General features: G+C 63.4%; 24 protein-coding genes and 1 tRNA gene. 9 read left to right on the forward strand and 16 right to left on the reverse strand.

The features are described 5' to 3' along the window. The first annotated feature begins 76 nt into the window (after positions 1-76). Complete coding sequence (locus AC2CGW_RS01710; RefSeq protein ID WP_484573416.1) at positions 77-826, forward strand: 3-oxoacyl-ACP reductase family protein; 750 nt, start codon at positions 77-79, stop codon at positions 824-826. A gap of 35 nt (positions 827-861) precedes the next feature. Here the strand turns inward: AC2CGW_RS01710 and AC2CGW_RS01715 are convergent, their stop codons facing one another. From AC2CGW_RS01715 to AC2CGW_RS01735, 5 genes are all read right to left on the reverse strand, one after another. After that, entirely contained in the window at positions 862-2,208 is a 1,347-nt protein-coding gene (locus AC2CGW_RS01715) for a TolC family outer membrane protein (protein WP_411383013.1), read from the reverse strand. Between the two features lie 10 nt (positions 2,209-2,218). Then, a complete protein-coding gene (locus AC2CGW_RS01720; RefSeq protein WP_186719081.1) occupies positions 2,219-3,511 on the reverse strand; it encodes an HlyD family type I secretion periplasmic adaptor subunit in 1,293 nt (430 codons plus the stop codon). Beyond that, positions 3,508-5,229: a type I secretion system permease/ATPase gene (locus AC2CGW_RS01725; protein ID WP_186666530.1), complete on the reverse strand. Its 1,722-nt coding sequence runs from the start codon at positions 5,227-5,229 to the stop codon at positions 3,508-3,510. The genes AC2CGW_RS01720 and AC2CGW_RS01725 overlap by 4 nt, the downstream gene beginning before the upstream one ends. Before the next feature lie 37 nt (positions 5,230-5,266). After that, the gene (locus AC2CGW_RS01730) at positions 5,267-5,644 is read right to left on the reverse strand and encodes an AprI/Inh family metalloprotease inhibitor (protein WP_186711674.1); all 378 of its coding nucleotides are present in this window, start codon (positions 5,642-5,644) and stop codon (positions 5,267-5,269) included. Positions 5,645-5,705: 61 nt separating this feature from the next. Further along, complete coding sequence (locus tag AC2CGW_RS01735; RefSeq protein ID WP_186711675.1) at positions 5,706-7,163, reverse strand: serralysin family metalloprotease; 1,458 nt, start codon at positions 7,161-7,163, stop codon at positions 5,706-5,708. Between the two features lie 442 nt (positions 7,164-7,605). Here AC2CGW_RS01735 and AC2CGW_RS01740 point away from each other — a divergent pair, with 442 nt between their 5' ends. Next, positions 7,606-7,980 (forward strand): hypothetical protein, encoded by a 375-nt coding sequence (locus AC2CGW_RS01740; protein WP_186666536.1) that lies wholly within the window; start codon positions 7,606-7,608, stop codon positions 7,978-7,980. A gap of 223 nt (positions 7,981-8,203) precedes the next feature. Then, entirely contained in the window at positions 8,204-10,333 is a 2,130-nt protein-coding gene (locus AC2CGW_RS01745; RefSeq protein ID WP_484573417.1) for a TonB-dependent siderophore receptor, read from the forward strand. A gap of 119 nt (positions 10,334-10,452) precedes the next feature. Here AC2CGW_RS01745 and AC2CGW_RS01750 read toward each other — a convergent pair. After that, positions 10,453-10,542 (reverse strand) — tRNA-Ser (locus AC2CGW_RS01750). A 289-nt stretch (positions 10,543-10,831) separates the two neighbouring features. Here AC2CGW_RS01750 and AC2CGW_RS01755 point away from each other — a divergent pair. The 3 genes from AC2CGW_RS01755 to AC2CGW_RS01765 all read left to right on the forward strand — a co-directional run bounded on the left by AC2CGW_RS01755 (position 10,832) and on the right by AC2CGW_RS01765 (position 13,412). Further along, positions 10,832-11,521: a crotonase/enoyl-CoA hydratase family protein gene (locus AC2CGW_RS01755; RefSeq protein ID WP_054891971.1), complete on the forward strand. Its 690-nt coding sequence runs from the start codon at positions 10,832-10,834 to the stop codon at positions 11,519-11,521. 129 nt (positions 11,522-11,650) lie between these two features. After that, on the forward strand, positions 11,651-12,370 hold the full coding sequence (locus tag AC2CGW_RS01760) for a lysophospholipid acyltransferase family protein (RefSeq protein WP_186711228.1): 720 nt from the start codon (positions 11,651-11,653) through the stop codon (positions 12,368-12,370). A 70-nt stretch (positions 12,371-12,440) separates the two neighbouring features. Next, positions 12,441-13,412: a magnesium and cobalt transport protein CorA gene (locus tag AC2CGW_RS01765; RefSeq protein ID WP_054891973.1), complete on the forward strand. Its 972-nt coding sequence runs from the start codon at positions 12,441-12,443 to the stop codon at positions 13,410-13,412. An 80-nt stretch (positions 13,413-13,492) separates the two neighbouring features. On the opposite strand, the gene AC2CGW_RS01770 is transcribed toward AC2CGW_RS01765, so the two are convergent. Continuing rightward, on the reverse strand, positions 13,493-14,227 hold the full coding sequence (locus tag AC2CGW_RS01770) for an amidotransferase (protein ID WP_484573418.1): 735 nt from the start codon (positions 14,225-14,227) through the stop codon (positions 13,493-13,495). Between the two features lie 527 nt (positions 14,228-14,754). Here AC2CGW_RS01770 and AC2CGW_RS01775 point away from each other — a divergent pair. Beyond that, on the forward strand, positions 14,755-15,555 hold the full coding sequence (locus tag AC2CGW_RS01775) for a c-type cytochrome (RefSeq protein WP_288376171.1): 801 nt from the start codon (positions 14,755-14,757) through the stop codon (positions 15,553-15,555). A 37-nt stretch (positions 15,556-15,592) separates the two neighbouring features. Here AC2CGW_RS01775 and AC2CGW_RS01780 read toward each other — a convergent pair whose 3' ends face one another. The 4 genes from AC2CGW_RS01780 to AC2CGW_RS01795 form a co-directional block, all read right to left on the reverse strand. Beyond that, positions 15,593-15,925, reverse strand: a complete 333-nt coding sequence (locus tag AC2CGW_RS01780) for a ribonuclease E inhibitor RraB (RefSeq protein WP_186666546.1) — start codon at positions 15,923-15,925, stop codon at positions 15,593-15,595. A 183-nt stretch (positions 15,926-16,108) separates the two neighbouring features. Continuing rightward, positions 16,109-16,345, reverse strand: a complete 237-nt coding sequence (locus AC2CGW_RS01785) for a hypothetical protein (RefSeq protein WP_125931685.1) — start codon at positions 16,343-16,345, stop codon at positions 16,109-16,111. Positions 16,346-16,523: 178 nt separating this feature from the next. Next, positions 16,524-18,602, reverse strand: coding sequence for an LTA synthase family protein (locus tag AC2CGW_RS01790; protein ID WP_288376173.1), 2,079 nt, complete (start codon positions 18,600-18,602; stop codon positions 16,524-16,526). Between the two features lie 151 nt (positions 18,603-18,753). Further along, on the reverse strand, positions 18,754-18,945 hold the full coding sequence (locus tag AC2CGW_RS01795) for a PLDc N-terminal domain-containing protein (RefSeq protein WP_186666549.1): 192 nt from the start codon (positions 18,943-18,945) through the stop codon (positions 18,754-18,756). A gap of 128 nt (positions 18,946-19,073) precedes the next feature. Here AC2CGW_RS01795 and AC2CGW_RS01800 point away from each other — a divergent pair, with 128 nt between their 5' ends. Continuing rightward, on the forward strand, positions 19,074-20,012 hold the full coding sequence (locus AC2CGW_RS01800; protein ID WP_186666551.1) for a ZIP family metal transporter: 939 nt from the start codon (positions 19,074-19,076) through the stop codon (positions 20,010-20,012). Positions 20,013-20,069: 57 nt separating this feature from the next. Here AC2CGW_RS01800 and AC2CGW_RS01805 read toward each other — a convergent pair whose 3' ends face one another. Next, a complete protein-coding gene (locus AC2CGW_RS01805; RefSeq protein ID WP_186666553.1) occupies positions 20,070-20,600 on the reverse strand; it encodes a hypothetical protein in 531 nt (176 codons plus the stop codon). Between the two features lie 55 nt (positions 20,601-20,655). Next, positions 20,656-21,177: an ankyrin repeat domain-containing protein gene (locus tag AC2CGW_RS01810; RefSeq protein WP_288376176.1), complete on the reverse strand. Its 522-nt coding sequence runs from the start codon at positions 21,175-21,177 to the stop codon at positions 20,656-20,658. 268 nt (positions 21,178-21,445) lie between these two features. On the opposite strand from AC2CGW_RS01810, the gene AC2CGW_RS01815 reads away from it, so the two are divergent. Next, positions 21,446-21,718: a DUF3509 domain-containing protein gene (locus AC2CGW_RS01815; RefSeq protein WP_186666558.1), complete on the forward strand. Its 273-nt coding sequence runs from the start codon at positions 21,446-21,448 to the stop codon at positions 21,716-21,718. A 75-nt stretch (positions 21,719-21,793) separates the two neighbouring features. On the opposite strand, the gene AC2CGW_RS01820 is transcribed toward AC2CGW_RS01815, so the two are convergent. From AC2CGW_RS01820 to aroC, 3 genes are all read right to left on the reverse strand, one after another. After that, positions 21,794-22,324 carry an oxidase gene (locus tag AC2CGW_RS01820; RefSeq protein ID WP_484573419.1) on the reverse strand — a complete coding sequence of 177 codons (531 nt, stop codon included), beginning with the start codon at positions 22,322-22,324 and terminating at the stop codon, positions 21,794-21,796. Further along, on the reverse strand, positions 22,324-23,478 hold the full coding sequence (locus tag AC2CGW_RS01825) for an MFS transporter (RefSeq protein ID WP_186666560.1): 1,155 nt from the start codon (positions 23,476-23,478) through the stop codon (positions 22,324-22,326). The genes AC2CGW_RS01820 and AC2CGW_RS01825 overlap by 1 nt, the downstream gene beginning before the upstream one ends. Positions 23,479-23,549: 71 nt before the next feature. Beyond that, positions 23,550-24,641: a chorismate synthase gene (gene aroC, locus AC2CGW_RS01830; RefSeq protein ID WP_288376179.1), complete on the reverse strand. Its 1,092-nt coding sequence runs from the start codon at positions 24,639-24,641 to the stop codon at positions 23,550-23,552. Positions 24,642-24,678 lie beyond the last annotated feature (37 nt).

The following is a 24,678-nucleotide window of genomic DNA, read 5'->3' on the forward strand; positions in this document are numbered from 1 at the left end:
TCTTATCAGCAGGTAATACCCAGCCGATACTGGGCTCATCCAAGGCACACCGCCTTGCTCGCTTCAGGAGAGCAGCATGTCCCACGTATCGAACCTCGAAGGCAAAGTCGCCCTCGTCCAGGGCGGTTCCCGCGGCATCGGCGCCGCCATCGTCCGGCGCCTGGCCCGCGAAGGCGCGCAAGTCGCCTTCACTTATGTCAGCTCCGCTGCCCCCGCGCAGGCCCTGGCTGATGCCATCAACGCCGAGGGTGGCCGCGCCCTGGCCTTGCGCGCCGACAGCGCTGATGCCAGTGCGGTGCAGCAAGCGGTGGAAGACACCGTCAAAGCCTTCGGCCGCCTCGACATCCTGGTCAACAACGCCGGTGTACTGGCCGTGGCGCCAGTGACCGAATTCGACCTCGACGACTTCGACCGCATGCTGGCGATCAACGTGCGCAGCGTGTTCGTGGCGAGCCAGGCTGCGGCCCGGCACATGGGCCAGGGCGGCCGGATCATCAACATCGGCAGCACCAACGCCGAACGCATGCCGTTCGCTGGCGGCGCGCCCTACGCCATGAGCAAGTCGGCGCTGGTCGGCCTGACCCGCGGCATGGCCCGCGACCTCGGGCCCCAGGGCATCACCGTCAACAATGTGCAGCCTGGCCCGGTGGACACCGATATGAATCCGGCCGACGGCGAGTTCGCCGACAGCCTGATCCCGCTGATGGCGATCGGACGCTACGGGCATGCCGATGAAATCGCCAGCTTCGTCGCCTATCTGGCCGGCCCGGAAGCTGGCTACATCACCGGTGCCAGCCTGCTGGCCGATGGCGGGTTCGCCGCCTGAGGCCATGGCGACAGGGAGCGGCCCAATGGCCGCCCCTATCCGCCGGCCGCCACGAAGGCTTCGTCCACCCGCGCCAGCTGCGCTTCGCTCAAGGTCCCCGCCTGGTAATGCAGCTTGATCCAGGCCAGCAGGTAGTCGTAGCGCGCCCGCGCCAGGTCACGCCGGGTGGTCGCCAGTTGCTGTTCGGCATTGAGCACATCCAGATTGACCCGCTCGCCCCCTTGCACACTCTTGCGCGTCGACACCACCAGAGCCTCGGCCGCCTGCAGCGCCCTTTCGTAGGCGCGCAGGCGACTGGCACCGGACTCGCAGGCGTTGTACTGCTTGCGCAGCTCGATCAAGGTGCTGCGGGTATTACCGTCGAGCTCGTACTCGGCCTGCTCCAGATGCCGGCTGGCCTGGCGCGTCGAGGCGCTGACGCCACCACCGGCAAACAGCGGCACGCTGATTTCGATACCGACGGTGTTGGTGTCGTAGCGCTGGTTGTAGGTGTTACCACTGTCCGACTCCTGGCGCCGCGAAGTCGCGAAGGCGCTGACCTTGGGCAGGTGCCCGGCACGATTGCGCTCGACCTCGTAACGCGCCACTTCCAGCGCATGGCGCTGCGAGCCGAGCTGCGGGTTGCTGGCCAGGGCCAGCGATTGCCAGGCCTCGTAACCGCTGGGCATCACCTGCGGCAAGGCAAAGCCGCTGCGCAGGGGGGCGAGCATGTCGATCTGCACCGCCGGTTCGCCAATCAACGCGCCGAGTTCACGCAGGGCGGCATCCTCGTCGTTACGTGCCTGGATTTCCTCGGCATCGGCCAGTTCGAAACGCGCCTGGGCCTCGAGAATGTCAGTGCGCGTCCCCTCGCCTGCCTGGAACAGGCGCTGGTTCTGCTGGAATTGCTGGCGGTAGGCCTGCTTGCTTGCCACGCTGATAGCGATCTGGTCTCGGGCGTACAGGGCCTGGGTATAGCTGGTCATCACTCGCACCAGCAACTGCTGGCTCTGGTCGCGAAAGCTTTCGTCGGCGAACAGCGCCTGGGCCACCCCTTTGCGATAGGCCGCATAGGCTTCGTAGTCGAACAACGGTTGCTGGAGGATGAAGGTCGAGCCATAGCTGTCATAGCGCCTGTCTTCGCTGGAGCGACGCGAATCACCGAGGTAGCTGGCCTTCGAATCGTTACGGCCCTTGTTGTAGCTGTAGGAAAGGTTGGGCAGCAAGCCTGCGCGGCCGATGGCCCGGTACTCCTGGCCCGCCTCACGGGCCTTGAAGGCTGCAAGGTAGGTCGGATCGCGGCGCAGCGCCTGCTCGTAGACCTGGAACGGCCCCATGCTGGCCTGGGCCAGTGTCGGCAGCAGCACGAAGGCCAGCAGCAGCCTGGTTGCAGATGTGTTCATCAGCGCGTCCTTATTGTTCGGTCAAGGCGCTGCCTGCACGGTCGAGCAGGGGCTTGAACAGGTAGTTGAGCAGCGAGCGCTCGCCAGTGCGCACGAACAGTTCGGCTGGCATGCCCGGGCGGATCGCCAAGCCCTGCAAACGCGCCAGCGCCTCTTCGCTGACGGTGCTGCGCAGCACGTAGTACGGCTGGCCACTGCGCTCGTCGAGTAACTGGTCGGCCGACACCAGCGCCACTTCGCCGGTGACCCGTGGCGTGCTGTTCTGGTTGAAGGCTGTGAACAGGATATCGACCGGCAACTGCGGCGCGACCTTGTCCACCAGGTTCACCGGCAGGCGCCCTTCCACCTCCAGCGCCGTACCTTGCGGCACGATCTCCAGCAACGTGTCGCCTGCCCGCACCACTGCACCTTCGGTGTGTACCCCCAGGTTGACGGCGATGCCGTCGGCTGGCGCGAGGATCTCGCTGTGACGCAACTCGAAGCGCGCCGAGTTGAGCTGCTGCTCCAGCGTCGCGGCCTTGACCTGGGCCTCGGCCAGTTGGGTGCGCACCTCTTTCTGGTATTCCTCACGGCGCTGCTGCAGGTTGAGCCGAGCCTCGACGATGCCCTGTTCCAGGCGCGCGCTGTCGCCCGCATTCTGCGCCAGGTCACGTTGCACCTGGGACAACTGACGCTGGTATTCGAGCACCCGATTGCGCGGGATGTAGCCCTCGCCAGCCAGCGGGCGCAGGTTGTCCAACTGCTCGCGCAGGGAGTCGGCCTGGGCCTGCAGGTCGCCCCGTGCCCGGCGCATGCCGGCCAGTTGGGCCTGGGAGCCTTCGATGCTGGCCGACACCGCGCCCTGTTCACGGGCCAGGGCCTGGCGACGGCTGTCGAACAACTGGCGCTGACCTTCAAGAACCAGGCCGAGTTGCGCGTCGGACTCATCCATCAGCTCAGCAGGAAACTGCACCTGCCCCGCGTTGTCACGCTCACCGCGCCAACGCGCCAGGCTGGCCAGGGCCAGGCGGTACTGGGCCTGCAGCGCCTCGACATCTGCCTGTACCTGGGTACGGTCGAGACGGAACAGCGGCTCACCCTGACGCACCGTCTGCCCTTCGCGGACCAGAATCCGGCTGACCACCCCGGCAGCCATGGACTGCACTGCCTTGCGCTTGCCCGACACCACCACGGTGCCCTGCACCGCCACGCCCTGATCCAGCGGCGCAAGGCTGGCCCAGGCCATGAACCCGCCAAACCCCAGCAGGGTCAGCAGCCAACCAAGGCGGACATAAAAACGCGCATCGCTTGTCGTGCGGCTCATGCGCCACCTCCGGCTTGCAGCGGCCGCTGCGTGGTGCCCTGGCCCAGCGCCTGGAGAATATCCCGCGCAGGGCCAAACGCCTGCACACGCCCGTCGTTCATCACCAGCAGCTTGTCGGCCTGGGCCAGAGCCGCACTGCGATGGGTCACCAGCACCACAGTGCGCCCCAGCGCCTTCAACTGAACGATGGCATTGGCCAGCGCCGCCTCGCCAAGGCTGTCGAGGTTGGAGTTGGGTTCGTCGAGCACGATCAGGCACGGGTTGCCATAGAGCGCACGCGCCAGGGCAATGCGTTGTTTCTGGCCTCCGGAGAGGTCGCCGCCGCCCTCGCCAAGGCGTGTGTCGTAACCCTGCGGCAAGCGCAGGATCAACTCATGCACACCCGCCAGGCGCGCCGCTTCCACCACTTTGTGGCCATCAAGTTCGCCGAAGCGGGCGATATTCTCGGCGATGCTGCCGCGCAGCAGCTCGATGCCTTGCGGCAGATAGCCGATATGCGGACCAAGCGCATCGCGGTCCCATTGGCAAAGCTCGGCGCCATCCAGGCGCACCTGGCCCGCCAGTGGTTGCCAGACGCCAACCAGCAGCCTGGCCAGGGTCGACTTGCCAGAGCCCGAAGCCCCCAGCACCCCCAGCACCTCACCGGGTGCCAGGGCAAAACTGACCTGCTGCACGGTAGCCACCCTGCGCCCCGGTGGCCCGCCGCTGACCTGCTCGATGGACAACTGGCCGCCAGGCGCCGGTAGCGGCATTGGTAGCGCCGGTTCAGGGTGCTCCTGCAGCAGGGTTTCCAGACGCTTGTAGGCCAACTGGGCACCGCTCCACTGCTTCCACACCGCGATGAGCTGGTCGATTGGCGCCAGCACCCGGCCCATGAGAATGGAGCCGGCAATCATCATGCCCGGCGTCATCTGGCCCTCGATCACCAGCAACGCCCCAAGGCCCAGCACCAGCGACTGCAAACACAAGCGCAGGGACTTGCTGGTGGCCGTGATCACTGCCGACGTGTCGCTGGCACGGTTCTGCAACTCGAGAAAGCGTCCGTGCAAGGCAAACCAGCGCTGACGCAGCGCACCGAGCATGCCCATGGCCTGGATGCTCTCGGCGTTGAGCAGTTGGCTGCCGGCCAGGCTGCTCGACTGCTGCTGCAGGCTGCTTGCCTCGGCCAACGGGCGCTGGGTCAGGCGTTCGTTGAGCACAGCCAGCAGCACCAACAGCAAGGCTCCGGCACTGGCGAGCACACCCAGCCAGACGTTGAACAGGAAGATCACCGCCAGATACACCGGAAACCACGGTGCATCGAAGAAGGCGAACAACGCGGGGCCGGTGACGAACTGACGCACTTGGGTCATGTCGTTCAAAGCCTGGCCAGCGGCGCCATCACCTTGGCGCAAGTGACGCTCGAACGCGGCGCGATAAATCCGCAGGTTGAAGCGCTGCTCCAGTCGATGGCCGACTCGAATCACAATGAAACTGCGCACCGCCTCCAGTACGCCCATATAGACGAAGAAACCCACCACCATCAGGGTCAACATCCACAAGGTGGTTTCATTCTGCGAAGTCAGTACACGGTCGTACACTTGCAGCATATATATCGATGGCACGAGCATGAGAATATTGATCAACGCAGTAAAACAACCGACGCTGATCAACGTCGATTTGAATTCGCCAAGTGCCGCCCACAGAAGTGCGCCGGGCCTGTTGCTCGGAAGTTTCATGTTTCGCCCTTATGGCCGTTATAACCTGGCCGGGTAATTAGTTATCCACACGCTCCAGCACCACTGCACTGCCGGCAGCAGACGTCCAGGTATAGCGACCGGCGCCCTGGCGGCTGAAATGCACCACCGTGCTGCCGTCGCTGCCCACCAGGGCCAGGGTGTCGGGGGTCACCAGCCAACTGCCCGGGCGCACGCCGAGCAAGGTTTCGGCGCAGGCCAGGTCGCCGTCCAGCGCGCCCTCGCTGGCGGCCAGGTTCAGGCTGCAGGCGCTGGCCTGCTGCGGTTGCGCATAAAGCTGCCAGCGCCCGGCCAGTTGCGCGGCGTTGGGGAGTAGCAGGCTGCTCGCCATACCTACCTCGGTCATCGACATCAGGGAAATCGCGGCCAGCGCGATCATTCGTTTGATTGCTCGCATCCACCCACCTCACGTGGCTGGGAGCGACCCATGCAATACAGCGTGAGCCGCTCCCGGCCCATCAGACCACGATATCCGTGGCGACGGCCTGACCCACCGTGGTCACCAGGAAGTCAGCCAGGCTGTTTCCGGTGAAATCGATGGACAGACTGCCCAGGTTGGTCGCCTGGTCATAGCTCAGGACCGCCTCGCCGGCATGTCCGGTGAAGGCGCTGACGAACTCCAACGGCAGCTTGCCCTGGGAAAACGCCGAGATCGCAGACAGATCGATCTTGTCCTGACCACTGACGAAATCCATGATCCGATCCGGCGCACTGACCGTGGAGTCGCTGATGGCGCCATAGACGAAGGTATCCGCACCGCTTCCCCCCCAGAGGGTGTCAGCCCCGCCACCGCCGTAGATGATGTCGTTGCCGGCACCGCCCTTGAGCACGTTGGCCACCGCGTTGCCAATCAGCAGGTCGTTGCCCGAACCGCCGATGGCGTTCTCCACCGTCACGCCCTTGGCGATCGAGACGTTGCCGATCATGCCGCCAACATCGGAGAACGAAGCCTCGTTGAGGTTGATCTTCTGGTTCTGGGTGAACCCGGAGAAATCCAGGGTGTCGTTGCCACCACCATCCCACACGCTGAACACCACCTTCGACGACGCCGAGGTAGCCGAGTAGAAATCGCGGTCGGCGGTGGAGTTGAAGCCATACACGGTATCGCCCGAGCGGGTGGCGTAGTTGGCGCCGTAGAGCTTCTGGATGGCGGCGATGTCGTCCATCAGCGGGGCCGAGGCATAGTACTGCCCGCCGCCCTTGACGAAGTTCTGCGCCGTGTTGCTCTCGCTCCAGTAGCTCATGACACTGTAGCCACGGGTGTCCTGCGCATACGAAGCGTCACGATAGCTCGGATTGCCTTCGCCGGCGTTGTAGTCGCCGGGATGGGACAGCCCGAGTACGTGACCGATCTCGTGGGTCAGGGTCTGGCGGCCGTAGTTGCCGGTGTCCGGGTTGATGTTCACCTGATAGCCGCTGTTGATCAGGTACCAGGACTCACCCTTGTGCGAACCCCGGCCATCGAACGGCAGGTAGGCAAATGCCGCCCCGCCATTGCTGGCGCTGAAGTTGCCGAAGGTCATGTGCCCGTCGCCGCCCGAAGCGGCTTCGGTAAAGGTCACCTTGGCCACATCGCCCCAGGACTCCATGGCCAGCTTGGCCTGGGCCTTCTGCTGGTTGTTGAACTGGCTGAAGCTGCCCAGGCCACGGCTGACGAAGTCCGCCGGTGCCTTGGTCAGGAAGGTGTAGGTGAGACTGATGGTGCCGTCCTTGTTCAGGTCCTTCCAGGACGCCCCGTCGCGCAGCAGCTGGGTGGCTGCCTGGTCGACGGTGAACGAAGGTTTGCCATTGATGTTCGCGCCACCGCGATCGTACTGGTGGGCGAAGTTGTTGATCAGCCCGAAGGCCGAACTCGGCCCGTTCGGCTGCAACACCGAGGCGGCGGAAACAACAGCATTTGCTTTGACTTTCGACATGCAGACACTTCCTTGTTTGCGGAATAGTTGATGTTCGACAGGAACGCTCAAACTTTCGGCGAGAGCATCCTGTCACTCGCCCTTGTGAGGCGCAAAAAAACTGACACATCCTGAAACTTTCTGTCCAGTGTTTTTTGACGTCATTTTTTCTGCGTGAATCATCATCTGCTGTATCGCTGTTATTTGCGCAAACTGTTATCGATCAATTGCATTAGTGAATACCCCCAATCCAGATAATGACTGATCGGTTTAATATTCAGGACGGGGAAGTTTTATTATGAAAAAGCGACGTAGTGCTGGTGTTTCAATGAGGCCATTCGTTATTGGCGCGGATGTCGCGACAACCGGTCGCATGACCCTCCGTCGCCTGCTCGTTGACTTGCCGAGGGGTGCGGCGCTCAGTAGGTGCTGGTCACAGCCCTTCCACTGACAGGACGACACAATGACAAGACTCACGGTGCAATCCGGCGACTTCTTGCAAGGTGAAGGCGAGTATCGCAACGGATCGCTCACACTCAAGACCCCACGCAGCCAGGCCGGTGAGCGCATCTCACTGGCCCGTATCAAGGACCTCAGGCTTGCCAGCCTGGAATCGAACCGCAATCTGGGCGCCACCCTCGGCTGGGGTGTGGCCGGTGCCTTGGTGGCCGGACCGGTCGGCCTGCTCGCCGGCTTGTGGCTGGGCGGCAAAGAGGAAGAAGCCACCTTTCTTGCCACGTTCAAGGATGGCCGCAAGCTGCTGGCCATTACCGATGGCAAGACCTGGTCGAAGATCGACGACACCTGGCGCCAGCGGCAAAAACCAAGTCAGCAATAAAGCAAGCTGATTCGAGTTCGTCTGAATGATCGAGGTGTTCTTTTCGCGGGCAAGCCCGCTCCCACAGGTATCACACTGCTCTGAGTTCGTGGGAGCGGGCTTGCCCGCGAAAAGAACACCGCACAGCCCCTGACACCCCTGCTACCATTGCGCCCCCTTTGCCAACCGCCTCACCGACAATAGCCGGAGCATACCGGCGCGTCCGTTTTCCAAGGAGCCTTGCATGACCCCGCTTCGCCCCCGCCTGCCCCTCGGCCTGCTCGGCCTGGGCCTTGCGCTGCATGCTGGCCATGGTCTGGCCGATGAACGCGTGACCCTCGCCCCCTTGCAGGTCACCGAGCGCAGCGACGACGGCTATCAACCTGGTGAAGCCCAGGTCGGCGGCTGGCATGCCGCGCCACTGCTCGACACCCCGGCCTCGGTCAGCGTATTCAGCCGCCAGTTGCTCGACGACCGCCAGGTGCGCACGCTCAGCGAAGTGCTGCAAAGCGATGCCTCGGTCGGCGAAAGCTACGCCCCCGTCGGCTACTACGAGAACTTCAACGTGCGCGGCTTCGAGCTCAATGCCGCCAGCAGCTACCGGATCAATGGCCAGACCATCGCCGGCGAGCAGAACGTGGCGCTGGAGAACAAGCAGCAGGTCGAATTGCTCAAGGGGCTGTCGGGGTTGCAGAGCGGCGTATCGGAGCCCGGCGGGCTGGTCAACTATGTGACCAAGCGCGCCGAGGACGTACGCAGTGTCACTGTCTCGACCAACGAGCAGGGCGAACGCTACCTGGCCACCGACCTCGGCGGCTGGTTCGGCAGCGAGAAGCAGTTCGGCCTGCGCGCCAACCTCGCGCATGAAGACATCCGTTCCTACGTCGACCACGCCGACGGCAAGCGGGACTTCGCCTCGCTGGCATTCGACTGGCAGATCAACCCCGATGCCACCCTGCAACTCGATGCCGAGTACCAGCACCGCGAACAGCGCTCGGTGCCCGGCTACCAGCTGCTGGGCGGCACCCAGGTGCCCCACGGCATCGACCCGGACGACCGCCTGGCCTACCAGCATTGGGCCAAGCCTGTGACGAACGACTCGCTGAACCTGGGCGGGCGCTTCGAGTACCGCTTCAACGAGGCCTGGACCGGCGCCCTCAGCGCTTCGCGCAGCCAGGTGGTGATCGACGACTACAGTGCGTTCGCCTGGGGCTCCGGCGACGACGCGTTCTTCTCCGGCAACGGCGACTACGGCATCTACGACTTCCGCAGCCCCGACGACACCCGGCGCACCGACGAACTCCAGGCCACCCTCGAAGGCCGTTTCCAAGCCTTGGGCCTGCAGCACGAGCTGACGGTCGGCAGCAGCGCGCAGCGTCGGACCCTCGATCAGCGTCCGTACTACAACGAATGGTTGGGCAGCGGAAATATCTACACCGGTGCACCAGCGCTGGATCCGTCCGACAAACCGATCGGCCACAGCGAACGCCGCCTGGACAGCCGCCAGTACGGCCTGTTCGTCAGCGACCGCATCAGCTTCAACGAGCAATGGCAGACCGTGCTCGGCGCCCGCGAAGTGCGCCTGGACGAAAAGACCTGGGACGAAACCGGTACACCGGATCGCCATACCCGCCAGTACCAGTTGCTGCCCAACGCCGCCCTGATCTACAAACCGCAAGCGGACACCACGCTGTACGCCAGCTGGTCCAAAGGCCTGTCGGCAGGCGGTACCGCGCCCTGGTTCGCCAGCAACGCTGCCGAAATCCTCGCACCGACCCTGTCGCGCCAACTCGAAGTGGGCATCAAGCGCGACTGGAAAGGCATGAGCCTGAGCGCCGCGCTGTTCCAGATCCGCCAGGCCTACCAGTACGCCCGCCCACAGGACGGCACGGCCCCGATCTATGTGCAGCAAGGCCAACAGAAGAACACCGGCCTGGAGCTGGGCGCCAGCGGCTGGGTGACGTCCAACCTGCAACTGCACGCCAGCGCCGCCGCGATCCGCGCCCGGGTGCAGAACAGCGGCACCGACGTCTACGAGGGCCACCAGGCGATCAACGTGCCCCGCCTGCGCGCGGCGCTGCAGGCCGAATACAACCTCCCGGTGCCGGGCCTGGCACTGCTCGGCGGTGCACGCTACAGCGCCAGCAAGTACGCAAGCCAAGCGGGTAACGTCGAGGTGGGTGGCTACACGTTATTCGATATCGGCAGCCGCTACCGCACCCGCATCGGTGACTACGACACCGTGCTGCGCCTGACGGTCGACAACGTCTTCGACAAGCGCTACTGGCGTGACGTGGGGGACTATCTGGGGGACAACTATCTGTTCCAGGGGGCACCGCGCACGGCACGACTGTCGGCTTCGGTCAGTTTCTGAAGATATCGCCCGCCTGCGAGCACCGGTTGAGTCGGTATTCGCGGGCGAGCCAGCCAAGCCGGATTTCACGCAAACAAAAAACCCCTGAACCTTTCGATTCAGGGGTTTCTCGTGGAATGTGGCGGTGAAGAAGGGATTTGAACCCTTGATACGATTTCTCGTATACACACTTTCCAGGCGTGCTCCTTCGACCACTCGGACACTTCACCGGATCTCTTCAAGCTATTCAGCCTGTCGAGGCGCGCTAATTTAGTAGAAGACCCTTTCTTTGGCAAGCATTTTTTTCAGAATTTTCATGCGCTTAAGCCTCACCCCGGAAAAACCCGGCCAGCCAGGGCGATGCTGCCAATCTGGCCTGCGCTTTTTCCGCATTCCTGGCGCCTGCCCCGGCGCCACACGGGGTCGGTGACGCAGGCTGACTGGCCAGTCAGCCTTGGCGCTTTACCTGGCCTGCGCCGCTGGGTAACGTCATCGCCACGCCACCCAAAGGACTCTGTCATGAGCGAGTTGATTACCTACCACGCCGAAGACGGCATCGCCACCCTGACCCTGAACAACGGCAAGGTCAACGCGATCTCGCCGGACGTCATCACCGCGTTCAACGCAGCACTGGACCGCGCCGAGGAAGAGCGCGCCGTGGTGATCATCACCGGCCAGCCAGGCATTCTTTCCGGCGGCTACGATCTCAAGGTGATGACCGCCGGCCCCAAAGAGGCTATCGACCTGGTCACCGCCGGCTCCACCCTGGCCCGCCGCCTGCTCTCGCACCCTTTCCCGGTGATCGTCGCCTGCCCCGGCAATGCCGTGGCCAAAGGCGCGTTCCTGCTGCTGTCGGCCGACTACCGCATCGGTGTCGAAGGCCCTTACAAGATCTGCCTGAACGAGGTCCAGATCGGCATGACCATGCACCATGCCGGAATCGAACTGGCCCGCGACCGCCTGACCCGCTCGACCTTCCAGCGCTCGGTGAACAATGCCGAAGTGTTCGACCCGCACGGGGCGGTGGTGGCCGGGTTCCTCGACAAGGTGGTGCCGGCCGAGCAACTGCAGGAAACGGCGCTGAGCGCGGCGCGGGAGCTGAAGAAACTGAACATGCTGGCGCACAAGAACACCAAGCGCAAAGTGCGCAAGGCGCTGCTGGAGACGCTCGACAAGGCGATCGAGGCCGACAAGGGCCACATGGGCTGAAACCAGGCTTGCTGGAGCCGCCGCGCGCCGCTCCAGCAAGCCATGACGCGACCGGGCTCTGTTCGCCGGTTTGCCCTGACCAGTGCACGGTCGTACACTGCGCCGCGACTGTCTGGTGTGAGCCGTATCATGCTCTATATGCTTCGCATGCTCCTTCTGGCGCTGCACTTCCTGCTGGTCGGCGCCGTCGGCCTGGTCATCGGCCTGTGCCGCCCCTTCAACCCCGACAACAGCCGCCTGTTCGCCCGCCTCTACAGCGTGCCGGCAGCCTGGTTCATGCGCATCCGGGTCAAGGCCGAAGTCGGCCCCTTGTGGGACCAGCCGCCCGGCTGCGTGATCGTTGCCAATCATCAATCCAACTACGACCTGTTCATCCTCGGCCAGGTGGTTCCACGGCGTACGGTCGCCATCGGCAAGAAGAGCCTGGGCTGGATTCCGTTGTTCGGCCAATTGTTCTGGCTCGGCGGCAACGTGCTGGTGGACCGCAAGAATGCCTACCAGGCGCGCAAGGCGATGCAACTGACCACACGGATCCTGCGCGATGACACCTCGATCTGGATCTTCCCCGAAGGCACGCGCAACCCGGCGGAACAGCTGCTGGCGTTCAAGAAAGGTGCGTTCCACATGGCAGTCGAGGCCGGCGTGCCGATCGTGCCGGTGTGCGTCAGCCGCTACTCCAGGCGCCTGAGCCTCAACAGCTGGCGACGGCGCACGGTGATCGTCCGCTCGTTGCCGCCGATCGCCACCCATGGCCTGGGCCAGCAGGACGTGCCCGCGCTGATGGAGCAATGCCGCCTGCAGATGCAGCAGTGCATCGACCGCATGGAGCGGGAATTGCCGCACGCCTGAGCCGCCAGCTTGCTCTGCGCCGCAGCACGGCCCAAGCTGTCGAGGTGTCCAACCGAAGAAGCAGGCAACCATGGGTCGAGTCGTCGCAGCGGCGGTGTACAGCGCCGGGAGAAAGGTCACCAACATCAGCCTGGATGAAGGCAGCGAATGGGCACGCAAGCCCGGGCATTTCGTCTGGATCGGCCTGGAAGAGCCCAACGCCCAGGAACTGGCCAACCTGCAACGCCAGTTCGGCCTGCACGAACTGGCCATCGAGGACGCCCTCGAGAAACACAGCCGCCCCAAGCTCGAAACCTTCGGCGATGCACTGTTCATCGTCACCTATTCGCCGGTGCGCCATGAGGGCAAGCTGGAGTTCATCGAGACCCACATTTTTGCGGGCAACGGCTACATCATCACCTGCCGCAACGGTCATTCGAAATCCTACGCCCTGGTGCGCCAACGCTGTGAAGCGCGGCCGCTGCTGCTCGAGCACGGCGAGGACTTCGTGCTCTACGCCCTGCTCGACTTCGTCACCGAAAACTACCAGCCCGTCAGCGAGGCGATCCATGGCGAGATCGAGGAGCTGGAGCAAAGCGTGCTCAGCGGCTCGCTGCAAGAGCAGGACATCCGCCGCCTGCACAGCTTGCGTCGCGACATCCTGCGGCTGCGCCGCTACGTGGCGCCGATGGTGGAGATCGGCGAAGAACTGCAGCGCCTGAGCTTCCCTTTCATCGACAAGAACATGCGCCCGTACTTTCGCGACGTGCAGATCCACGTCACACGGCAGATGGAAGACCTTGTCGGCATACGCGACATCGCCAGCCAGACCATCGAGATCGGCATGCTGCTGGAGTCGTCACGCCAGAGCATCGTGCAGCGCAAGTTCGCTGCCTGGGCGGCGATACTCGCCTTCCCCACGGCCATTGCCGGGATCTACGGGATGAACTTCCAGAACATGCCGGAGCTGGGCTGGCACTACGGCTATTTTGCGGTGCTGGGGGTGATCGGGGCGGGATGTGCGGGGCTGTACGCGAGCTTCAAGCGCTCGGGATGGTTGTAACCGGCTGAGTACCGGGTCGTTCTTTTCGCGGCGGTTCGGTGCCCCGACAACCCCGCGAAAAGAACGATGCAGTGGCAGGCTCAGGCAGCGCTCTGCTTGCCCTTGCGCGGTTGCTTGACGAACCGCATCATCCACTCGCCCACCAGATCGCCCTGGTGCTCGGTGGCAAGGCTCGCCACCGCCTTGTGATACACCTCATCCCCCAGAACGTCCTGGCGCGCATCGAGCAGCGCACGGGAATAGTCGTGGACAAACTCCGGATGCCCCTGGAAGCACAGCACCTGGTCACCCACGTGATAGGCCGCATTCGGGCAGAAATCGCTGGAGGCGATCAGGGTCGCGCCTTCAGGCAACGCGGTCACCTGGTCCTGGTGGCTGATCAGCAGGGTCAGCTCGGTCACTTCAGGATCCATCCACGGCGCATGGGCCGCCAGGCTGTAGCGGTGGATACCCAGCCCCCAACCGCGGTCGGCGCGCTCGGCCTTGCCACCCAACACCAACGCCAGCAACTGGTGACCAAAACAGACACCCAGCAGCTTCTCGCCCCGCTCATAGAGCTTGAGCAGGTAGGCCTTGAGGGTCTTAATCCAGGGATCGGAACCGAACGAGTCGGCCTTGCTGCCGGTCACAAGGTAGGCATCGAAGGTTTCACCTTCGGGTGGGTACTCGCCGTTCATCACGTTGTAGACGCGAAACTCGGCGGCGATCGGCTGACGCGAGAACAGCTGCTCGAACATCCTTCCGTAGCCCTGGTACTGCGCGGTCAACTCCGGTCGCAGGACATCGGTTTCAAGGATGCAGATGCGTAACGACATAGGGATAGTCCTGAACGACATGTGGTGGAATCTGATGTAGAGACTGACGCGAAAGACACGTACAAGCAAGAGGTGTGCACTGACGAACGGTCACCTTGCAGGCCCTGCTCGCACAGCCTCCACGATGTGTCTAGTCAGAGCATGCCAGCTAAATGGCCAGTGGCCTCATAACGTTCGGAAATGCCTGCTGTCACGCTTAGAACAAAGGGTTCTCAAACAGGCCCGGTGTTCGCCCTACTGTTGGGTGTAGATATCTACGCAAGAGGCATGCAAGGCCTGCGTTTCATACGCCACAGTGATCGACCCGACGCAAGACAAGGAAGCCAAAGGCTATTCAGGAATAACAACAAGAAGGCGGTCCGCCATGTTCAGACAATCGAAAGTACGCCAAGCCGGACTCATACTCTTCGCCACCACGTTGCTGCTGATCCTGCCGAACCTGACACGCTTGTTCGGCTGACGGCAGCGGTGGCATTCACAGGCTGCGCAGGAGTAATCTGCCGACCTTTCAGGGTTGGAGATCGTTCATGCGTCATTGCCTGAGTTTGCTGTTGCTGCTGGTCAGCCTGCCGCTGGCAGCCGCGCAATTGACGCTGGAGCTGGGCAACGGTCAACGCCAATGGCAATCCGAGCAATTGCTCGAACACCCGCAGGCGCGTGCTATCGACATCCCCCAGGATGTCGCCTACAAACGCCCCATGCATTACCGCGCCGTGCCACTGGCCACCCTGCTCGAAGGAGTGAAGCCGGGCGATCACCTGCAAGCGGTGGCACTGGATGGCTTTGCCGCGGAGATGCCCGCTGCGCAGTTGCTGCAGGAAGGTCCGGCACGGGCCTGGGTGGCGGTGGAAGATCCGCGCCAGCCGTGGCCAGCGCTGGCCCAGGACAAACCCGGTGCCGGCCCGTTCTACCTGGTCTGGACCAACCCGCAAGCCAGCGGCATCCGTCCCGAGCAATGGCCCTACCAGATCGCCAGCATCCGCCGCCTGGCGCCGGTCGCCGAGCGCTTCCCTGCCCTGCTGCCTGCACCCGAACTCCCCGCGCAGGACCCGATACGCCAGGGTTTTGCCCTGTTCCAGCAGAACTGCCTGGCCTGTCATCGCCTCAACGGTGCAGGGGATGCCCAGTTCGGACCAGACCTGAACCTGCCGCACAATCCCACCGAGTACTTCCAGCCGGGTTACCTGCGCCAGTACATTCGCGACCCGCAGAGCCTCAGGCAGTGGCCGCAGGCACGCATGCCGGGGTTCTCGAAGGATGTGTTGAGCGAGCAGGAGCTCGATGCGTTGATCGCCTACCTCGGGCACATGGCCAAGCGGCGACCTTGAGAGGAATGCGCGGGGCCGCAATGCAGCCCCGAACGCGTCAGGCGATGGGTCTTTCCTGTTTGACGCCCCAACCCTCGACCTCTCCTCCCAGCGGTGAGATCACCGCCTCGAAGGCCTCCTCGAAAGCCCCGATCCCTCGGTAGGTGGCGTACATGACCTTGCTCAGTTCCAGGTGCCAGGCGCCGTCATCGCGCTCGCGTACCTGGGCATTGATCGACTCCCCGCGGAATTGCCCCGCGGCCCGGCGTGCCCCGACTTCGTCTGGAAAAGTGGCATAGAACTCGATGGGATGGATCTGGGTGAAGTCGAAACCACCCGCTTTCATCTGGCGAAGCACGCTGCTGCTGATGTCTTCGTTCTGGCTGCTCATGAAACGTCCTCCTGAAAAACCCAAGGGATAGACTTTCCGTGCACTACGCACCTGCCGGGAGCCCGCAAGGGGCCTGGCAGTTCGAGCTGATGCAAGACGCGAATGAAAACGGCGTAGACCCGCAGAAGACCAACGCCTCTGTCCAGCGTAGTGCGGATGACGGCACCTTGCCAGGTGCCCCGTTCAGGGCGCTTCGTGAATGGTGGTGATGATCACGCCGTTCTGCTCCTTGAGCCACAGCGCGGTAGGGGAAGGCTTTCGGTCCTGGAAATCGTTGAGGTCCAGTTCATCCATGAGCGGAAACAGCTTGGAGCGGATGGCCCGCGCCGCATCCTCTTCACTGGGCAGATGCTCGCTTTTGAGCAGCAGGGACTGCGGTACACCTTTCTGATCAGCAAAGATGACTTCCCACTCTTTCATTGATCGACCCTCTTGGAAGCACAACGGTCAGTGATATCCGTACTTAGCTGACCATACACAAAGGCTGATGTTCAGAGTGGCTGAGAGATGGAGATGAAGATTTCTTCAGCAAGCGATGACAGAGGCCGCAAATGAAAAAGCCCGCCATCATCGGCGGGCTTCTGCACACGGGTAGCCGTTACTCAGGCTTGCCGTGAACCACACCGGCGGTGTTGTCCAGCAGACTCTTGGTCGCGGTCTGGATATAGGCCTCGAGCTTCTTGAGCATTTCCGGCTGGTCCGGACTTTCGATCAGTTCGGCCTTGAACTCACGCCCCAGCTGGTAGCGATACATCCGTGGCGTCATGTCCTTGGACTCGATGAGGATGTGATCACCCTGCACCAGGCCAACGATCTGCTCGCTGCCCGATGGCTTGATCATGCCTACGCCCTGGTCACCGGCCGGCAGGTTGAGCAGGTCACGGCCCCAGCACTGGTGACGGGTGTCGCCACCCAGGCGCCCCATGATGGTCGGCACGATATCGACCTGGGTGCCAACGGTATGGTTGACCGCACCGAACTTGTCCTGGATACCCGGGGCGATCAGCAGCAGCGGCACGTTGAAACGGCCCAGATCCAGCTCGGTGACCTGTTGGTGGTTACCGAAACCGTGGTCGCCGACGATCACGAACAGGGTCTCCTTGAAGTAGGGCTCCTTGCGCGCCTTCTCGAAGAACTGCCCCAACGCCCAGTCGGAGTAACGCATGGCGGTCAGGTGCTCATCCAGGCGGCCTTGGCCGGTGACCTTCTCCACCGGCAGGTCCTTGGGCAAGGCGTACGGGGTGTGGTTGGAGAGGGTCTGGAGCAAGGCGTAGAACGGTTTCTTGCCGTAGTTGTGGGCCAGCTCCTGATTGGCACGGTCGAACATGTCCTGGTCCGAAACACCCCAGGTCGGGTCGGAGAACACCGGATTGACGAAGTCGTTGCGGCCGATGAAGGTGGTCATGCCCTGGTTGCCGAAGAACCCGGACTGGTTGTCCCAGGCGAAGTCGCCGTTGTAGACGTAGACATCATCGTAGTCGCGGGCGCTGAGCAGTGCCGGCAGGCCCGAGAGCTTGTGTCCGCCCTCTGGGGTCTGCATCAGGTACTCGAAGCCCGGCAGGTTGGGGAAGCACGCCATGGTGGCGAACATGCCCTGGTGGGTGTGGGTACCGTTGGAGAAGAAGCGGTCGAACAACAGCCCCTCCTTGGCCAGCTTGTCGAAGTACGGGGTGATGTTGTTCGGGCTGCCCAGGGCGCCCACCGAGTGACCGGCGAAGCTCTCCATGAGGATCACCACCACGTTCTTGATCGGCAGGGTGTTGCCGGCCGGCGGCACGAAGTCTCGGCGGATGGCCGCCTGGTCGGCATCGACCAGCGTGTCGTTGGGGGTCAGCAGCAGGTCACGCACACTTTGCTGGGCGACTCCGGTTTCCAGTACCGGTTTCCAGATATTGGCGCGGTCTTCACCGAAGCGGCTCTTGGCGGCGTCGATCAGCGTCAAGGTGCCATTCAGGCCCAGCTGGTTGACGAAGTTGGAGTCGGTGGTGAAGGCATCACCCCAGCGCATGGGTGGGCCCTGGCGCAGGGTGCCGCGGGCGGCGACCACCGCCACCACCAGGATGACCATGAACACCGCCAGGCGGGCGTACCAGGGTGCGACACGGCGCTGAGCGACGATCTGGCCGCTGCCCTGGCCACCACGGGTCAGGCGGTCGATACCCTTGAACAGCAGGCTCAGCAGCCAGGTGCCGAACAACCACGCCAGCAGGTAGCGAACCACCGGGAAGCCGTACCAGAGCATGCTCATGACGGTCTTGGGGTCTTCCTTGATGTACTGGAAGACCAGGCCATTCAGGCGCTGGTGAAATTCACGGTAGAAATCCAGTTCCATCAGGCCAAGGAACATCACGACGCTGGAGCTGACGGTCAACCAGAAACGGAACAAGCCGCGCCGCGCCATGGCCCAGGGGCTGTTAAGGGCCAGCAGTAGCGGAATGCTCAGGTACACCACCACCCGCAGGTCGAAGCGCAGGCCGTTGAGGAAGCCTTCGGCCACCGTGGAGTACGGGGTGTCGCCGATCATGTCGCTGTTGTAGACCAGCAGCGCCAGGCGCACCAGGCTGAGCATCAGCATGATCAGCAGGCCGCTGAGCAAGGTGTAGGCGAGGTGCGATTTGAGGGTCGGCGAGAACGGTGCCGACGCGGCCCGTTGCTTCAAGGCATCCGTGTTAGCCATGAATGGGAAGATCCTAGGATTTCGGGGTTGGGAAAGGCGCTGACGCGGCCTCGCAGTCCTGTGCCGGACAATCGCCGGCAAGGGCCTATACATTAAATGTGCGGCGCGGAGTTTGGTTAATGCCGTGTGAAAATTTTGTCACGATGAACGGTCAGAGGCGCACGTTACCCCGTGGCCCTGCAATTGCCCAGATGATCAGGCCCAGCACCGGCAACAGCAGGATGAGCAGAATCCACAGGATCTTGATCCCTGTCTCGCTGCCACTTTTCAGCACGTTGATGATCGCCCAGATATCCAGGGCAAGAATGATCAGCCCGACCAGGCCGTTGAAGGTAGATCCCATGCTGCAGCTCCTGCGTGAACGTTCCTGTGGCTGAGCATAGTCCGCTATCGGCACGATAGAAGGGAATCCTTGGCCGGGCTGGCAGGTCACTGGATAGACTGCTGTCATCCATCGCTTTCGAGGTTCCCATGCCACCCGCCCACAGCCACAGCGCCGCCCCTCCTTCACTCATCCATGCCTGGCGCCAGCAAGCGCTGAGTACCCCCTGGCTCAGTGCAGGCCTTGGCTTGAGCCTGCTGGCGATCGTCTTCCTGCTGCTGGCCAGCCTGTGGAATGCCGTCAACGGCGATCATTCGCAGAACCTGCACCTGGCGGTGCTGGGTGGGCTGTCGGGCTTCGGCGCCACGGCCCTGGGCGCGGTGCTGGCCGTGGTGCTGCGCGATGTCAGTGCGCGCAGCCAGGATGTGATGCTGGGTTTCGCTGCCGGCATGATGCTCGCCGCCAGCTCGTTCTCGCTGATCCTGCCGGGTCTGGATGCCGCCCGGGAAATCACCGGCAACGGCCCCGCCGCTGCGGGCGTCGTCGTGCTGGGCATGGGCCTGGGCGTGCTGCTGATGCTCGGCCTGGACCGCTTCACCCCACACGAGCACGAGAGCACTGGCCCTTGTGGGCCGGACGCTGAACGAATCAGCCGGGTGTGGCTGTTCGTGCTCGCCATCACCCTGCACAACCTGCCCGAGGGCATGGCCATCGGCGTGAGTTTCACCAACGGTGACATGAGCATCGGCCTGCCGCTGACCAGCGCCATCGCGATCCAGGACATTCCCGAAGGCCTGGCCGTGGCCATGGCCCTGCGCGCCACAGGACTGTCGAACTTCAAGGCCGCGCTGGTGGCGATCGGCTCTGGCCTGATGGAGCCGCTAGGGGCAGTGATAGGCCTGGGCATCTCCACCGGCTTCGCCCTCGCCTACCCGATCAGCATGGGCCTGGCAGCGGGCGCGATGATCTTCGTGGTGTCGCACGAGGTGATTCCGGAAACCCATCGCAACGGTCACCAGACCTCGGCAACCCTGGGCCTGATGGGCGGCTTTGCGGTGATGATGTTCCTCGACACCGCGCTGGGCTGATCTACAGGAGCCCCATGGGGGCGGCGTTCGCCGCCCCTGCAACACACAATCACAGCGTCAGACGTGCACCGCGACCTTCAAGGCCTCCAACGCCGGTTCCACCTTGATGCCCAACTCGGCGCCCAGCTCCAGCGCGCGCGCCAGGTCCTGCTGACCGACCATCACCATCTGCAGCTCGTCATCGAGCAACTGGCTGAAGTTCAGCAGCACATAGCCGCCCGCTTCCTTGTTCAGTGCACCCATCTGCACCTGGATGCGGTTGAGCGCGGTCAGCGGCTCGGTGCGCGCCAGTTGCTTGGGCTTGAGGGTGAATGGCACGCTCTTGTCGAACGAATCGGTGATCGCCTGGAACAGGTCCTGGTAGCTGTCGGCCTGGAACACCACGGTGTCCGGCAGACTGCCGAGCACTACCCATTCGCCCAGTGGGATCGGGAAACTGTCGTCGTAGTTGATGTCTGGATTGGCCGCAAGAAAAGCGGCAGGGTCGGCGTAGGCCTGGGCGGCCTCGTCGGCGATACGCTCGATGTCAGCCTCGCGCAGGCAACCGGCGCCGATGAGGCTGATGAATTCGAGCAACTGGTTTTTCATGGGGGGCCCTGCTTGGCGAATGGCGAAAAAGGCGCCAAGGATACCCCCCGAGGTGTCAGCCTGCCAGCGCCTGCAGGCGAGCGGCTGCTTCGCTGGCACCCATGGTCTGCGCTGCGACCAGTGCGGTGGCGCCACGTGCATCCTGGCGCGCCGGATCAGCGCCCTGGGCCAGGAGATAGTCGAGGATTTCGCTGCGGTTGAACATCGCTGCCAGCATCAATGCCGTACGGCCATCGCCCGCCGCCGCGTCCACCGGCACCCCGTGTTCGATGAACAACCGGATCATCGCCAGGTCGCCCTTGAAGGCTGCACCGGCTATCGGCAACTGACCATTGTCGTTGGCGATCAAGGGGTCCGCGCCATGGGCCAGCAGCACTTTCACCGCCTCGTGATGACCGTGGTAGCTCGCCAGCATCAGCAAGGTGTCGCCCTTGTGGTTGCGCAGATTGGCCGGCAGGCCACCGTCCAGCAGACGCTCGAGCATGGTGGCATCGCCACGACGGGCGCGCTCGAACACTTCTTCGGCGAAGGCGGCGGATTCTTCTTCGGTCATGGCGGTGGGCTGTTGGTCGGACATCTGGAACCTCCTGGCAAGTGTGATGGCCCAATTTTGTGTCAGGCCATCGTCGAGCGGCAAAGGTTCAGATTCTATGGGACCGAGAGGCAGGCTCTATGACCTTGCAAAATGCACTGTGCAAAATGCACGACCATGCACAATGCACGGCAGGCGACTCCTTGAATTAACCTAAATTGTTGTTTTTAAAGGATTTTATTTTTACTTAAGGCCTGGCACGGTCACTGCAACCATCAACTCACGTCTGCAAACCTACACGTCAGGAGTTGATATGGACCTCATCCAGGAAAAATTCGTCTCGGTCTTCGCGGCCTATCAGGTCGACACCAAGTCCCGTCCGGACGGCGGCATCCTGCTGACCCTGCGCGCCGCCGACGGCACCGTGACTCGCCGCGTGCTGTCCTATGCGCAACTGCACAGCGCCGAACAGCTGTCCTGGGCCATCAGCGCCATTCGCCGCGACCTGGCCGAGCAGGCCAGCGAGCTGCCGGTGATCTCCATGCTGCAGAGCCAGCAACGTTTCGCCCTGCCAACCTATCGTTGACAGTGCCGCCCGTTTCGCGGGGCAATCCTCCTTCCACGAAGGGATTCTGTGGGAAGAGGATTGCCCCGCGATCTATTACAGCTCGCTCATCCCCACAAACTGTCGTGCCTGCTCGTCGCCAGTCAGGGTGATGCCCTGCTCGTTGCCGAACAGGCGCAAGGCCAGACAGAACGGTGTATCGCCCAGGTCGATCCAGCGACGGGTCTGCGCAGGCACCACCAGCACATCGCCCTTCTCGCACAGCAGCGCAAACACCTGCTCACCCAGGCGCAGGCTGATCTGGCCTCGCCCGCTCACCACGGCAAATACCTCGACGGCGTCATGCGCGTGCTCATCACGCAGATCGACCTCGGCCAACTGCTCGCCGTCGCGGTTCAGCAGCATCAATCCCTTGCAACCGTGCGCGGCCATCAGTGTGTCGATCAAGCCAGCAGCCTCTTCGCGCACCTGTGCCTCGGCGCTGCCCGGACGAATACGCAGTCCGTGCTCGTGTCGTGCAAATTGCACGCCCTGCTCGGCCAGGGTAGCGGCAATGTCTTCATGGTGGGTCAGCACCTTGTGCGCCAGCTGCGGGCTGCTGGAATGAAAAACGCTGAGAATGCTCATCAGGGGCTGTTCCTGGTCTGTTGCGAACGAAGGGCAATGATAACGGCTGCAGCCAGCGCTGCGACGCTGGCCATACCAAAGGTGAACTGCGGGCCGAGCAGTTTCCAGCTGTAGCCCGAATAGAGCGCGCCCAGCGCGCCACCGGTGCCGGACAGCGCCGCATACAGCGCCTGGCCCTGCCCCTGCTGGCGAGCGCCGAAGCTGGACTGGACGAAGGCGATGGAGGCGGCGTGGAAGCAACCGAAGGTGGCTGCATGCAGCAACTGGGCGAGGATCAGCACTGCCGGGATATCGGCAAGGCTGCCCAGCAGCAGCCAGCGCAACGAGGCCAGCAAGAAGCTCACCAACAGCACACTGCGCACCGGGAAGCGCGCGAAGATCCGGCTCATCAGCATGAACATCAGCACCTCGGCGACCACCCCGAGCGCCCACAGCAGGCCGATGGCGCCGCGGCTGTAGCCCAGGTGTTCCAGGTGCAGTGTCAGGAAGGTGTAGTACGGACCGTGGCTGAGCTGCATCAGCGCCACGCAGATATAGAACGCCAGCACTCCCGGTGCCGCCAACTGCTTGAGAAAGCCCCCCGCCGCGCGCCGTTCGGCATGCTCGACCGGCTGGGCATTGGGCACCCACAGGCTGGCGATGACGATGCCGGCCATGATGCTGACCATCGCCAGCGGGTAGACGTCCAGGCTCAACCATTCGAACAACCGCCCCAACCCGACCACAGTGAGGATGAAGCCGATCGAACCCCATAGCCGGACCTGGCTGTAGCGCGAGGTCTGTCCATGCAGGTGCGCCAGGGTGATCACTTCGAACTGCGGCAGCACCGCATGCCAGAAGAACGCGTGCAGGGCCATGACCAGCGCCAGCCAGGCGTAGCTCTTGGCGAAGAAGATAAGGGAAAAGGTCGCCAGCGTGCACAACGCTCCCAGGCGCACGATCAGCAGGCGCCGCCCGCTGCGATCACCCAACCAGCCCCACAGGTTGGGAGCGATGCAACGCATGAGCATGGGGATCGCCACCAGCTCGCCGATGCGTGCCGGGGGAAAACCCAGGTGATCGAAGTACAGGGCCAGGAAAGGTGCGGTGGCACCGAGCAAGGCGAAGTAGCAGAGGTAGAAGCTGGACAGACGCCAGTAGGGGATGGGGTGCATGGGTGGGCCTTGTGGGGACCTTTACCGGCCTCTTCGCGGGCACGTCCGCGAAGAGGCCGGGTCTGGCTGAATCAGAGCTGGCCCAGCACCGGGGTGTCGACCTTCACATCGGCATTCTGCGCACGCTGGCGCAGCAGGTGGTCCATCAGCACGATGGCCATCATCGCCTCGGCGATCGGCGTGGCGCGAATGCCCACGCACGGGTCATGACGGCCCTTGGTGACGACGTCGACCGGATTGCCATCGACGTCGATCGAGCGGCCCGGCACGGTAATGCTCGAAGTGGGCTTGAGCGCCAGATGGGCAACGATCGGCTGACCCGACGAAATACCGCCGAGGATGCCGCCGGCGTTATTGCTGAGGAAGCCTTCCGGGGTGAGCTCGTCGCGGTGCTCGCTGCCGCGCTGGGCGATGCTGGCGAACCCTGCGCCGATCTCCACGCCCTTGACCGCGTTGATGCTCATCAGCGCGTGGGCCAGTTCGGCGTCGAGGCGGTCGAAGATCGGCTCGCCCAGGCCCGGCATCACGCCCTCGGCGACCACGGTGATTTTCGCGCCGACAGAATCCTGGTCGCGGCGCAGTTGGTCCATGTACGCCTCAAGCTCAGGGACCTTGTCCGGGTCGGGGCTGAAGAAGGCGTTCTGCTCGACGCTGTCCCAGGTCTTGAAGGGGATTTCGATCGGGCCCAACTGGCTCATGTAGCCGCGCACGCGAATGCCCTGGGTGGCCAGGAACTTCTTGGCGATGGCACCGGCGGCCACGCGCATGGCGGTTTCCCGCGCCGAGCTGCGGCCACCGCCACGGTAATCGCGGATGCCGTACTTGTGGTGGTAGGTGTAGTCGGCGTGGGCCGGGCGGAACAGGTCCTTGATCGCCGAGTAGTCCTTGGACTTCTGGTCGGTGTTGCGGATCAGCAGACCGATCGAGCAACCGGTGGTGCGACCTTCGAACACCCCGGAGAGGATTTCGACTTCGTCGGCTTCCTGGCGCTGGGTGGTGTGCCGGCTGGTACCGGGCTTGCGACGATCCAGGTCGTGCTGCAGGTCGGCCAGCGAGATTTCCAGGCCCGGCGGGCAGCCGTCGACGATGGCGACCAGCGCGGGACCATGGCTTTCGCCTGCGGTGGTGACGGTGAACAGCTTGCCGTAGGTATTGCCGGACATGGACGCTCCGCGAAAATCAGCCTGAACTTGAAAGAGG

This window comes from Pseudomonas sp. SYWMCR5, assembly GCF_057197165.1.

Coding starts and splice junctions, on each gene's coding strand:
- aroC (WP_288376179.1), bottom strand. CDS start 24,641: ATGTCCGGCAATACCTACGGCAAGCTGTTCACCGTCACCACCGCAGGC.
- AC2CGW_RS01730 (WP_186711674.1), bottom strand. CDS start 5,644: ATGCGAGCAATCAAACGAATGATCGCGCTGGCCGCGATTTCCCTGATG.
- AC2CGW_RS01795 (WP_186666549.1), bottom strand. CDS start 18,945: ATGGGATCTACCTTCAACGGCCTGGTCGGGCTGATCATTCTTGCCCTG.
- AC2CGW_RS01825 (WP_186666560.1), bottom strand. CDS start 23,478: ATGCACCCCATCCCCTACTGGCGTCTGTCCAGCTTCTACCTCTGCTAC.
- AC2CGW_RS01745 (WP_484573417.1), top strand. CDS start 8,204: ATGACCCCGCTTCGCCCCCGCCTGCCCCTCGGCCTGCTCGGCCTGGGC.
- AC2CGW_RS01760 (WP_186711228.1), top strand. CDS start 11,651: ATGCTCTATATGCTTCGCATGCTCCTTCTGGCGCTGCACTTCCTGCTG.
- AC2CGW_RS01810 (WP_288376176.1), bottom strand. CDS start 21,177: ATGTCCGACCAACAGCCCACCGCCATGACCGAAGAAGAATCCGCCGCC.
- AC2CGW_RS01725 (WP_186666530.1), bottom strand. CDS start 5,229: ATGAAACTTCCGAGCAACAGGCCCGGCGCACTTCTGTGGGCGGCACTT.
- AC2CGW_RS01765 (WP_054891973.1), top strand. CDS start 12,441: ATGGGTCGAGTCGTCGCAGCGGCGGTGTACAGCGCCGGGAGAAAGGTC.
- AC2CGW_RS01775 (WP_288376171.1), top strand. CDS start 14,755: ATGCGTCATTGCCTGAGTTTGCTGTTGCTGCTGGTCAGCCTGCCGCTG.
- AC2CGW_RS01790 (WP_288376173.1), bottom strand. CDS start 18,602: ATGGCTAACACGGATGCCTTGAAGCAACGGGCCGCGTCGGCACCGTTC.
- AC2CGW_RS01820 (WP_484573419.1), bottom strand. CDS start 22,324: ATGAGCATTCTCAGCGTTTTTCATTCCAGCAGCCCGCAGCTGGCGCAC.
- AC2CGW_RS01740 (WP_186666536.1), top strand. CDS start 7,606: ATGACAAGACTCACGGTGCAATCCGGCGACTTCTTGCAAGGTGAAGGC.
- AC2CGW_RS01800 (WP_186666551.1), top strand. CDS start 19,074: ATGCCACCCGCCCACAGCCACAGCGCCGCCCCTCCTTCACTCATCCAT.
- AC2CGW_RS01715 (WP_411383013.1), bottom strand. CDS start 2,208: ATGAACACATCTGCAACCAGGCTGCTGCTGGCCTTCGTGCTGCTGCCG.
- AC2CGW_RS01815 (WP_186666558.1), top strand. CDS start 21,446: ATGGACCTCATCCAGGAAAAATTCGTCTCGGTCTTCGCGGCCTATCAG.
- AC2CGW_RS01780 (WP_186666546.1), bottom strand. CDS start 15,925: ATGAGCAGCCAGAACGAAGACATCAGCAGCAGCGTGCTTCGCCAGATG.
- AC2CGW_RS01755 (WP_054891971.1), top strand. CDS start 10,832: ATGAGCGAGTTGATTACCTACCACGCCGAAGACGGCATCGCCACCCTG.
- AC2CGW_RS01805 (WP_186666553.1), bottom strand. CDS start 20,600: ATGAAAAACCAGTTGCTCGAATTCATCAGCCTCATCGGCGCCGGTTGC.
- AC2CGW_RS01720 (WP_186719081.1), bottom strand. CDS start 3,511: ATGAGCCGCACGACAAGCGATGCGCGTTTTTATGTCCGCCTTGGTTGG.
- AC2CGW_RS01770 (WP_484573418.1), bottom strand. CDS start 14,227: ATGTCGTTACGCATCTGCATCCTTGAAACCGATGTCCTGCGACCGGAG.
- AC2CGW_RS01735 (WP_186711675.1), bottom strand. CDS start 7,163: ATGTCGAAAGTCAAAGCAAATGCTGTTGTTTCCGCCGCCTCGGTGTTG.
- AC2CGW_RS01785 (WP_125931685.1), bottom strand. CDS start 16,345: ATGAAAGAGTGGGAAGTCATCTTTGCTGATCAGAAAGGTGTACCGCAG.
- AC2CGW_RS01710 (WP_484573416.1), top strand. CDS start 77: ATGTCCCACGTATCGAACCTCGAAGGCAAAGTCGCCCTCGTCCAGGGC.